9 protein-coding genes are annotated in these 10,760 nt (G+C 66.9%); 1 reads left to right on the top strand and 8 read right to left on the bottom strand.

The genetic code is table 11. The features are described 5' to 3' along the window. The coding region (locus N878_RS03115; RefSeq protein ID WP_021442231.1) for an FAD-dependent oxidoreductase at nt 1–563 on the bottom strand (563 nt) is incomplete at its 3' end. 66 nt (nt 564–629) lie between these two features. Beyond that, nucleotides 630–1,883: a serine hydroxymethyltransferase gene (glyA, locus tag N878_RS03110; protein WP_021442230.1), complete on the bottom strand. Its 1,254-nt coding sequence runs from the start codon at nt 1,881–1,883 to the stop codon at nt 630–632. 356 nt (nt 1,884–2,239) lie between these two features. On the opposite strand from glyA, the gene N878_RS03105 reads away from it, so the two are divergent. Then, entirely contained in the window at nt 2,240–3,247 is a 1,008-nt protein-coding gene (locus N878_RS03105) for a GlxA family transcriptional regulator (RefSeq protein ID WP_021442229.1), read from the top strand. A gap of 20 nt (nt 3,248–3,267) precedes the next feature. Here N878_RS03105 and N878_RS03100 read toward each other — a convergent pair whose 3' ends face one another. From N878_RS03100 to N878_RS03075, 6 genes are all read right to left on the bottom strand, one after another. Next, on the bottom strand, nt 3,268–4,725 hold the full coding sequence (locus tag N878_RS03100) for a sodium:solute symporter (protein WP_021442228.1): 1,458 nt from the start codon (nt 4,723–4,725) through the stop codon (nt 3,268–3,270). 196 nt (nt 4,726–4,921) lie between these two features. After that, nucleotides 4,922–6,490 carry a BCCT family transporter gene (locus tag N878_RS03095; protein WP_021442226.1) on the bottom strand — a complete coding sequence of 523 codons (1,569 nt, stop codon included), beginning with the start codon at nt 6,488–6,490 and terminating at the stop codon, nt 4,922–4,924. A gap of 141 nt (nt 6,491–6,631) precedes the next feature. After that, the gene (locus N878_RS03090) at nt 6,632–7,417 is read right to left on the bottom strand and encodes a creatininase (RefSeq protein WP_021442225.1); all 786 of its coding nucleotides are present in this window, start codon (nt 7,415–7,417) and stop codon (nt 6,632–6,634) included. 79 nt (nt 7,418–7,496) lie between these two features. Further along, on the bottom strand, nt 7,497–8,708 hold the full coding sequence (locus N878_RS03085; protein WP_021442224.1) for a M24 family metallopeptidase: 1,212 nt from the start codon (nt 8,706–8,708) through the stop codon (nt 7,497–7,499). A gap of 235 nt (nt 8,709–8,943) precedes the next feature. Then, entirely contained in the window at nt 8,944–9,933 is a 990-nt protein-coding gene (locus tag N878_RS03080) for a GlxA family transcriptional regulator (RefSeq protein ID WP_021442223.1), read from the bottom strand. Nucleotides 9,934–9,969: 36 nt separating this feature from the next. Then, nucleotides 9,970–10,760 (bottom strand): L-serine ammonia-lyase (locus N878_RS03075; protein WP_021442222.1); only part of this gene is annotated, 791 nt, incomplete at its 5' end.

Here is a 10,760-nt window from a genome sequence, read left to right as displayed (position 1 = left end):
GCCACCGCGTCGTGACGGGCGACGCCGCCGCGACGCTGCAGCGAGGCGCCGAGCACCGGGTAACGGGTGTTCTTCGAGCAATCCAGGTAGGGGATCATCTCCGCCACCTGCTTGGCGTCCACCACCTCGCCGTCGATGCCGTTGAGGCGGTTGGCACTGACGCGGCGCTCGATGTCGCGCATATCCTGCAGGGTGTGGCCGAGGTTGAACACGCCACGCTGGGAGAACATGACGTTGTAGTTGAGGTCCTGCGAGAGGCCCTCCCACAGTTTCATGGCGTGCTCGTAGAGCTGCGCCGATTCGTCCCACAGGTAGTTGGAGCGCACGATGGTGGTGTTGCGTGCGGTGTTGCCGCCGCCCAGCCAGCCCTTCTCGACCACGGCGACGTTCTTCACGCCGAACTCCTTGGCCAGGTAATAGGCGGTGGCCAGGCCGTGGCCGCCACCGCCGACGATGATCACGTCGTACACCGGCTTGGGCGTCGGGTTGCGCCACATGCGCTGCCAGTTCTCATGGTGGCTGAACGAGTGCTTGAACAGGCCGAAGCCGGAATAACGTTGCATGGGCATGCTCCAGGGTTCTACTCCCCTCTCCCGCTTGCGGGAGAGGGGCCGGGGGAGAGGGTTGGCTTAGCGATACACCGGGTAGTCCGCGCACAGCCCGGCCACCTGCTTGGCCACCTGCGCCTCGACATCGGCATCGCCGAGGTGGTCGAGGATGTCGCAGATCCAGCCGGCCAGCGCCTGGCACTGGGCGACCTTGAAGCCGCGGGTGGTGACCGCCGGGGTGCCGATGCGGATGCCCGAGGTGACGAACGGCGACTGCGGATCGTTCGGCACCGCGTTCTTGTTCACCGTGATGCCGGCACGACCGAGGGCGGCGTCGGCCTCCTTGCCGGTCAGGCCCTGCTTGATCAGGCTGAGCAGGAACAGGTGGTTGTCGGTGCCGCCGGAGACCACCTCGTAGCCGCGCTCGACGAAGACCTTGGCCATGGCCTGGGCGTTGTCGATCACCTGCTGCTGGTAGGCCTTGAACTCGGGCTCCATGGCTTCCTTGAAGCACACCGCCTTGGCCGCGATCACGTGCATCAGCGGGCCACCCTGGGCGCCGGGGAACACCGCGGAGTTGAGCTTCTTCTCGATCTCTTCGTTGGCCTTGGCCAGGATCAGGCCGCCACGCGGGCCGCGCAGGGTCTTGTGGGTGGTGGTGGTGACCACGTCGGCGAAAGGGATCGGATTGGGGTACAGGCCGGCCGCGACCAGACCCGCCACGTGCGCCATATCGACGAACAGGTAGGCACCAACCTTGTCGGCGATGGCGCGGAAGCGCGGGAAGTCGAGGGTCTTGGAGTAGGCGGAGAAGCCGGCGACTATCATCTTCGGCTTGTGCTCGACGGCCAGGCGCTCCACCTCGTCGTAGTCGATCAGCCCGGTGGCGGGATTCAGACCATACTGCACGGCGTTGTACAGCTTGCCCGAGGACGACACCTTGGCGCCGTGGGTCAGATGGCCACCGTGGGCCAGGCTCATGCCGAGAATGGTGTCGCCGGCATTGAGCAGCGCCAGGTACACGGCGCTGTTGGCCGAGGAGCCGGAGTGCGGCTGGACGTTGGCGAAGTCGGCGCCGAACAGCTCTTTGGCGCGATCGATGGCCAGTTGCTCGACCTTGTCGACGTACTCGCAACCGCCATAGTAGCGCTTGCCCGGGTAGCCCTCGGCGTACTTGTTGGTCAGCCCGCTGCCCTGCGCTTCCATCACCCGCTGGCTGCAGTAGTTCTCCGAGGCGATCAGCTCGATATGCTCTTCCTGACGACGCTCTTCCTGGTCGATGGCGGCGAGCAACTCATCGTCGTAACCCTGGATCTGGTCCTGCTTGCTGAACATCTCGATCTCCCGGCAACCCGTCAGGGCCGCATCTGTGTTGGCGAAGCGCCCACCGCGCTGGCTCGCGGAGCCATCGGCAAGGCGTCTGTTGGGATCGATTGTGCGAAATAGCCTGGGGGGTCATTTGCCTAATTACGACGTCAAAATGCTCAAACTGACCTGCCCCGAATCACGCGACGAGCGGTGACGGCGGCGCCTGGCGGCCCGGCGCCGGGAATGTCGCGCAGAGACAGGTGGCGCCCTGGGCCACGGCGCCGGGCTGGGGGCAATTCGGTGTAAGATCGCGTCATGCGCGCCGGGGGGGCCGAACGGGGTTGACCCGCCTCCCGCTGGCGAGGACCGGACAGGAGTACCAGATGAGCTACGCCGAATATCTGCAACCGCAAGCGCCTGCCTGCGGCACGCTGAAGACCTTCGGCTTCCTGTTGATCCCCAACTTCACCGCCATCGGCTTCGCCTCGGCCATCGAGACCCTGCGCATGGCCGGCCTGGCCGCCAGGCATCCGCTGTACCGTACCCTGCTGATCGCCGCCGACCAGGAACCGGTGCCGGCCAGCAACGGCATGCGCGTGCTACCGGACACTGGCTTCGAGCAGGCGCCGCCGCTGGACGCACTGTTCGTCGTCGGCGCCAACCCGATTCCGCAGAAATACGACCGTGCGCTGCTCGCCTGGCTGCGCCGGCTGGCCGAACAGGGTGTGCCGCTGGGCGGCATCTGCACCGGCAGCCACCTGCTGGCCTGCGCCGGCCTGCTCAAGGGCTACCGCTGCACCCTGCACTGGGAAGACATCGAGCAGGTGCAGGACAGGTTCCCGGGGATCATCATCTCCAACCAGCTGTACGAGCTGGATCGCGATCGCTACACCTGTTCCGGCGGCACCGCCGCGATGGACATGACCCTGCAGCTGGTCAGCCGCGAGCCCGGCGGCGCCGAGATCGCCAGTCGCGCCGCCGAACTGCTGCTGTGCGACCGGGTGCGCAACGCCCGCGACCAGCAGCGCATCCCGCTGCGGCAGAAGATCGGCAACGCCCAACCCAAGCTGAGCCAGATCGTGGCGATCATGGAGGCGAATCTGGAGGAGCCGCTGGAGTTGGAGGAGCTGGCGCAGCTCAACGAGGTATCGGTGCGCCAGCTGGAGCGCCTGTTCCACAAGTACCTGGGGCGCAAGCCCAGCCAGTACTACCTGGAACTGCGCCTGAACCGGGCGCGCGAGTTGCTGCTGCGCAGCGATGCCCAGGTGCGCGACGTCGCCCTGGCCTGCGGCTTCGCCTCGCCGGCGCACTTCTCCAAGTGCTACAGCCGGCAGTTCGGCCTGTCGCCGCGCGGCGAGCGCAAGCAGAGCGGGATCGCGGTGCAGGAATAATCCCCCGCACCGCGCGCGACTCAAGCCAGACGCGCCGCCATGCGCACCTTGCCGCGGGTCAGCAGGCTGACCGCCACGTAGCACAGCGACGAGGCCAGGCAACCGAGCAGCGGGCCCTCCACCCAGCCGATATCGCTGCTCAACAGCAGTCCGCCGCTGGTGAAGAAGCCGACCAGCATGGCCGCCAGCGCGCCGGCGACATTGCCGCGCCAGAAGGTGGAGATGAACACCGGGCCGATCATCGCCGCCAGCAGGGTGCCGGAGCCGAGGATGCCGAGCCAGGACAGCATGAACGGCGGCGCGTACATCATCATCAGCAAGCCGAGCAGCCCCAGCGCCACCACCGCGACACGGTTGACGATCAGCGCATGCGGCGAGTCCGTCTCGGCGTCCTTGTTCAGCGCCAGGCGCAGGTCGTGCGAGGTCGCCGAGGCCACGGTATGCAGCATGGAGTTGGCGGTGGACTTCATGGCGAAGATGATGAACAGGGTGATCAGCCCCTGCAGCGCCGGGTGCATGAAGGTCTGCAGGTACATCGGCATGGCGTTGTCGGGGTCGGCCAGTGGCGGACCGAAGGCACGCATGTACAGGCCGACGATGGGGATCAGGCTGAGCAGGCTGCCGAGAATGGCCACATAGATGCCGACCCTGTGCATCTTCACCTTGGGCCTGAAGGCCAGAAAGCGGATGGCCATATAGGGCAACACCGCGGTGAACAGGAAGGCATAGGGCAGCACCAGGAACACCGAGCCCTTGCTAGCGCCGTAGGGCGTAGCGGTGGCCGGATTGAGCAGGTTCGGGTCGATGGCGTCAAGCCTGGCTTGCCACAGCCCCAGGTCGACGCTGCTGAACACCTGCAGCATGATCGCCAGCGCGGCCAGGGCCATGCCGCAGACCATCAGGGTGTCGGTCCAGGCCACCGCGGCCAGGCCGCCGAGCATGGTGTAGAGGATGATCACCGAGACCATCAGCCAGGCGCTGCTGGTCATCTCGATGTTCAGCCAGGACGCGCCGAGCATGCCCACCGCCTTGATCTGGCTGACCAGAAAGACCATCAGCAGGACGATGGTCATGACCGCCGCCACGCCTTGCAGCAGGCGCCCGCCGGCGCCGCCGCCATGGATCTGGCCGATGTACTCGGGGATGGTGTTGCTGCCCATGCACAGGGCGCGCTTCTGCATGTGATTGGCGAAGAACAGCACCGCGATCATCATCGCCGGGGCGAAGAAGAAGTTGCCCAGCAGCTCGATGGCGCCGAACTCGTAGGCCACCGCCGGCGAGCCCATGAAGCCCCAGCCGCTGAAGCCGGTGGCGACTATGGTGCTGGCGCCGACGAAGGCGCCCAGGCTGCGGCCGGCGAGCAGGAAGCCGCCTTCGTCGCTGTCCCTGACCTTGCGCGAGGAGAGAAAACCCATGCCGATCATCAACGCGAAGGTGACGATCAGCAGGACCCAGTTGAACACTTCATAGAAATCCATTGCACCTACTCCGTCGGTCGGGAGGTTTCGTGGGCGGCACGGCACACATAGGTGGCCGCCGCGATCAGGAACATGAGGATGTTGAGCGCTACGAAAAGCGTGAGTACCCAGGAACTCATAGGTGAGGCCTCTTGTTGTCGTTATGGGCGACCCGCAGGGCGGGGTGAGGCCGGCCGCAGGACGCGGCCGGCGCCTCTCAGACGGCGGGCTGAGCGATCGCCGCTTCGGCGCGCAGAGCCTTGGTCAGGCTCAGGCACATCAGCAGCATGATCAGCGAGAACGGCAGGGCGCCGGCGATGGCCGCGGTCTGCAGGGTGGCCAGCGAGGCGGTGCCGCCGGCGACCAGCAGCACGCCGGCCACCACGCCCTGCTGCGCGCCCCAGAACACCCGATGGCGCTTGGCCGGGTGGATGCCGCCATGGGACATGATGGTGGTCAGCACCAGGGTGGCGGAGTCGGCCGAGGTGATGAAGTAGGTGGCCACCAGCAGGGTGCCCAGCCACAGCGCCAGGGTGCCGAGGCCCTCGAGCGCCATGCTGTCCACGGTGGCGAAGAAGGCGCTGGCGACGTCCTGGGACACCGCGGCAGCGACCCCGCCCTGGTCGAACAACTCGTGGCTCATGGCGGTGCCGCCGAACGCTGCGATCCACACGAAGGTCATCAGCGACGGCACCAGGATCACCCCTAGGATGAACTCGCGGATGGTCCGCCCACGGGAAACCCGGGCGATGAACACGCCGACGAAGGGCGCCCAGGACAGCCACCAGCCCCAGTAGAACACCGTCCACCAGCCCTGCCAGCTGGACTTCCAGCCCTCCCAGGCGCCCGGGTCCTGGCGGCTGGCGTCCATCCAGAAGCTCATCTCGATGAAATGCGCCAGGTAGTCGCCGGTGGCGTCGACCAGCGACATGATCAGGTAGCGGCTCGGCCCCCAGATGAAGAAGAACAGGATCAGCACGAAGCTCAGCCAGATGTTCAGCTCGCTGAGCCGCTTGATCCCGCGGGTCACGCCGGAAACCGCGGACAGCACGGCGATCAGGGTGATGCCGCCGATCAGGCTGAGCTGCACCAGGATCGAGCTGTCCAGACCGAGCAGACGGTTGAGGCCGGCGTTGATCTGCTGCGCGCCGAGACCCAGCGAGGTGGCGACGCCAAAGATGGTGGCGAGGATCGCCAGGATGTCCACCGCATGGCCGAGCGGGCCGTCCATCAGGCGGCCGAACAGCGGGCGCAGGGTGGAGCGGATGGTCAGAGGCAGGTTCTTGCGGAAGGCGGCGTAGGCCAACGCCAGGGCGACGATGCAGTAGATCGACCAGGCATGCAGGCCCCAGTGGAAGAAGGTGATGCGCATGGCGCTTTCCGCCGTCGCGGCGTTCATGCTGCCGTCGCTGAAGGGGTTGCCCTGCAGATGGAACATCGGCTCGGCGATGCTCCAGAAGATCAGGCCGATGCCCTGCCCGGCAGAGAACACCATGGCGAACCAGGAGAAGTAGCCGAACTCGGGCCGCTCGTCCTGGCGTCCCAGGCGGATGCGGCCGAAGCGGCTGAAGGCCAGCCAGGCGTTGAAGAACAGGAACAACGCGGCGATCAGCACGTAGTACCAGGTGAAGTAGTAGGTGATGCCGCTGCGCACCCGGTCGAACAGCAGCGCCGCCTGTTCCTGGAACAGCAGCAGGCCGGCCACCACCGCCACTATCACCAGCAGCGAACCGAGGGTGACCACGGGGTTGAGGCCCTTGAGCCAGGCGCTCTCGGATATGTCCACGCCAGCCTCCTGTGGCGGCCCGGCGAAGGTTGATGAGGGTTCCGCCACGCATTGGTGCGCTTTCATGATGCTAGCCTCTCGATCATTCTTGTCATTGTCGGAATCAGTGGGCGAAGTCATGCGGCTGTCGCGTCTGCAGCATCAGGGGACGTTCTCGAACGCCTCGCCGACCGCCTTGGCGATACCCTCCACGCACACCTCGAGAATCAGCTCGCCCTTCTCGCGGCTGGCGCCACGGGCGGAAGACAGCGTGCCGGGGGCCGGGGTGCGCGAAGGATCGATGGGATAGAGGTCGTAGGGCGGGAAGGTCGCCGGCGGATGGTCCACCACGCGGCTCATGTCTACCCGCTGCGGGTAGAGGGCGAGCATCAGCGAGGTTTCGAAGACGCCGCCATGCTCGATGTCCCAGCCGAGGAAGCCGTCCGGGTAGAGCTGGGCGATCACCTGCGGATCCTTGACGAAGTCCCAGTAGGACAGCAGCACCACGCGGAAGTCGTCGATGCCGGCGTAGCGCAGCTCGCGCAGACCGAGGTCGATGCCTTCGACGAGGAACATGGCGTTCTCGTAGTGGCCGTTCATCAGCACCAGGTGGCGTACGCCGTGCCGCCCGAGCTCGCGGATGATGTCCAGCACCGTGTGGCTGAGGGTGGCCCCGTCCAGGCTGGTGGTGCCGGGGAAATGGTTGCCGCCGCCGGACTTCTGCTGCGACTTGTAGCCGTATGGCAGAGCCGGCAGCACCAGGCCGCCGATACGCTGGGCGACGCGCTGGCTGACCGCGGTGGGCAGCAGCACGTCGACATCCATACACAGGTGGTGGCCGTGCTGCTCCAGGGCGCCGACCGGCAGGAACAGCACCCGCTGACCATCAGCCACCAGGGCTTCGTATTCTTTCCAGCTCAGTTCGCCGACGAACACGCTGTCATTCATTAAGTGACCTCCTGGTCACCTGCAGGCGGCAGGCGACCCTAAAGGGGCCGTGCCCGACGGGGCACGGCAGTGACTGTGGCTATTTACGGATGATGTTGCGCTCCGGGCCGTAGGGGAACTTGGTGATGTTCTCCGCACCCTGCTCGTTGACGATGAGGATGTCGTGCTCGCGGTAGCCGCCGGCGCCGGGCCGGCCTTCGGGCAGCATGATCATCGGCTCCATCGACACCACCATGCCCGGCTCCAGCACCGTGTCGATGTCCTCGCGCAGCTCCAGCCCGGCCTCGCGCCCGTAGTAGTGGCTGAGGGTGCCGAACGAGTGGCCGTAGCCGAAGGTGCGGTACTGTAGCAGGTCGTGACTGAGGAAGATCTCGTTCAGCTCCTTGGCGATGTCGCTGCAGCGTGCGCCGGGCTTGATCAGCTTGAGGCCGGCCTCGTGTACTTCGACGTTGGCCAGCCACAGGCGCAGGTGGTCGTCGGAGCAATGGTCGAGGAACAGGGTGCGCTCCAGCGCGGTGTAGTAGCCGGCGATCATCGGGAAGCAGTTGAGGCTGAGGATGTCGCCCTTGTTCACCTTGCGCGTGGTCACCGGGTTGTGCGCGCCGTCGGTGTTGATGCCGGACTGGAACCAGGTCCAGGTGTCCATCAACTCGACGTCCTCGAAGGTCTCGGCGATGGCGCGGACCATGGCCTGGGTAGCGTGCAGGGCCACCTCGTACTCCGGCACCTGGTCACGCAGGGCCTCGACCACCGCCGCGCCGCCGATGTCGGCGATGCGTGCGCCGTGGCGGATCATCACGTGCTCCTCGGCGGACTTGATCATGCGCATGCGCATGCACGGGGCGGCGACGTCGACCAGTTCGGCGTCGGGATAGCGGGCGGCCAGCTTGTCGCGGTTCTGCAGGTTCAGGTGGTCGAACTCGATGCCGATGCGGCGCGCGCGCGGCAGCGCCTGCTGGATGGCGACGAAGTAGTTGTCGCGCTGCCAGTCGGTGTAGACGATGTTGTCGGTGCCGACGGTGCGGCGCCAGGGCTGGCCGCCGTCGATATTGGCGCTGATGCTGACCACGTCGTCCTGGGTCACCACCAGAGCGTAGGGGCGACCGAAGGAGCAGTAGAGGAAGTCCGAGTAGTAGTTGATGTTGTGGTACGAGGTGAAGACCGCCGCATCTATGTTCTCGGCCGCCAGGTGGGCGCGCAGCTTGGCATGACGGTTGGCGTATTCCTGGGCGGTGAACGTCGATTTGACCTTTTCGCCGTTCCGGATTCGAAGCGTTTGGGGCATCTGCATGGCGTGAATCCCTTTGCTGTCTGGGGTAAGGCGACCGGCCGGTTTGGCGGGTCGTTGCAGAGGATTGCAACAGATGCCCGGCGCGAACTTTTGTACGATTCCGACCCGAAGTTGGTCAGATCCGCTGCGGCCTATGCCCTGCCGAGCGGGCAATTTCCGCGCGCAAAAAAAGAGGCCCGTACCGCGCTGCCAGCACGGACGGGCCTCGAAAGGGTGACAGCCGGAGGGACGGCGGTCAGTGCAGCGCCACCTGCGGCGTACGCCGCTCGTCGCTGGGACAGAGGGCGAAGTGCTCGCGGTAGCAGCGCGAGAAGGTCTGCGCCGAGAGGAAGCCGCAAGCGGCTGCCACCTCGACCACGCTGAGGCGGGTACGGCGCAGCAACTGGCGCGCGCGCACCAGGCGCAGGCGCAGGTAGTAGCGCGCCGGCGAGCACTGCAGATGGCGCTCGAACAGGCGCTCCAACTGGCGCCGCGACAGCGCGACGAAGCCCGCCAGCTGGCCGAGCTCGAGCGGCTCCTCGAGGTTGCTCTCCATCAGGCTGATCACCTCGCGCAGCTTGGGGCTGGGCTCGTCGCCGCAGAGGGACAAGGGCATCTGCGCCGGCAACGGCTCGCAGCGGACCAGCTCGAACGCTAGGGTCTCGGCGATCGCCCTGACCAGCGGCTGGCCATGCCGACCAGCGATCAACTGCAGCATCAGTTCCAGCCCCGCCGCTCCGCCAGCGGCGGTACCGCGGTCGCGGTCGACGACAAAGGGCTGGGCGCTCAGCGCCACGCCGGGAAACGCGCGCTGCAGATCGACCCGGCAGCGCCAGCTGGTGCTGCACTGGTAGCCCTCCAGCAGACCGGCGCGCGCCAGCGTCCAGCTGCCGCTGCCGAGTGCGCCGAGAAACCGCCCGGGCTGCGCCTGCTGCCGCAGGTAGCGCTCCAGTTCGGGCCGCTCGCGCGCCTGCGCGGCATCGCTGCCACAGAGGATCAGACCGTGCAGTTCGCCCGCGTCGCCGGCGGCACCGTCCGGGGTGACCCACATACCGTTGCTGGCGCGCAGCGCCCGGCCATCCATGCTGAGCGTCTGCCAGCGGTACAGGGCACGCCCGGCCAACTGGTTAGCCAGGCGCAGCGGCTCCAGCGCGGCGGCCAGGGCCACCAGGCTGAACTGCTCATCCAGCAGAAAGCCGATGGACTCGACGGCGGCCAGGGGCGGCACCTTCTCGAAACTGCTCATTGCGGCGTTCCTCGATAAAAGCAGCGGGCAAGAGACTCAGCACTCGACCTGGCTTACCGCCAGGCCGCCGCGCGAGGTTTCCTTGTACTTGTCGTGCATGTCGGCGCCGGTGTCGCGCATGGTGCGGATCACCCGGTCCAGCGAGATGTGGTGCTCGCCGTCGCCGCGCAGGGCCATCTGCGCCGCGTTGATCGCCTTCACCGCGGCGATCGCGTTGCGCTCGATACACGGCACCTGCACCAGCCCGCCGACCGGGTCGCAGGTCAGCCCGAGGTTGTGCTCCAGGCCGATCTCGGCGGCGTTCTCCAGCTGCTCCGGCGTGGCGCCGAGCACTTCGGCCAGGCCCGCCGCAGCCATGGCGCAGGCCGAGCCCACCTCGCCCTGGCAGCCGACCTCGGCGCCGGAGATCGAGGCGTTCTTCTTGCACAGGATGCCCACCGCCGCGGCGGCCAGCAGGAAGTCGACCACGTCGGCGTCGCTGGCATCCGGGTTGAAGCGCATGTAGTAGTGCAGCACCGCCGGGATGATTCCCGCTGCACCGTTGGTCGGCGCAGTGACCATGCGCCCGCCGGCGGCATTTTCCTCGTTGACCGCCAGGGCGTAGAGGTTGACCCACTCCATGGCGCTCATGGTGCTGCCGATCACGTTGGGCTTGCCCAGCTCCTGCAGGCTGCGGTGCAGCTTGGCGGCGCGCCGGCGCACATTCAGCCCGCCGGGGAGAATGCCCTCCTCGCGCAGGCCGTTGGCCACGCAGTCCTGCATGGCCTGCCACAGCTGCAGCAGGCCGGCGCGGATCTCGGCCTCGCTGCGCCAGGCCTTCTCGTTTT

Source organism: Pseudomonas sp. EGD-AK9, assembly GCF_000465935.2.
GTDB lineage: Bacteria > Pseudomonadota > Gammaproteobacteria > Pseudomonadales > Pseudomonadaceae > Aquipseudomonas.
Note: the sequence above shows the minus strand (reverse complement) of the source record. Positions and strands in the feature narration are given on the sequence as shown.

Excerpts from the sequence above, each read along its gene's own strand:
- glyA (WP_021442230.1), bottom strand. The coding sequence starts at position 1,883 with ATGTTCAGCAAGCAGGACCAGATCCAGGGTTACGACGATGAGTTGCTC.
- N878_RS03105 (WP_021442229.1), top strand. The coding sequence starts at position 2,240 with ATGAGCTACGCCGAATATCTGCAACCGCAAGCGCCTGCCTGCGGCACG.
- N878_RS03100 (WP_021442228.1), bottom strand. The coding sequence starts at position 4,725 with ATGGATTTCTATGAAGTGTTCAACTGGGTCCTGCTGATCGTCACCTTC.
- N878_RS03090 (WP_021442225.1), bottom strand. The coding sequence starts at position 7,417 with ATGAATGACAGCGTGTTCGTCGGCGAACTGAGCTGGAAAGAATACGAA.
- N878_RS03085 (WP_021442224.1), bottom strand. The coding sequence starts at position 8,708 with ATGCAGATGCCCCAAACGCTTCGAATCCGGAACGGCGAAAAGGTCAAA.
- N878_RS03080 (WP_021442223.1), bottom strand. The coding sequence starts at position 9,933 with ATGAGCAGTTTCGAGAAGGTGCCGCCCCTGGCCGCCGTCGAGTCCATC.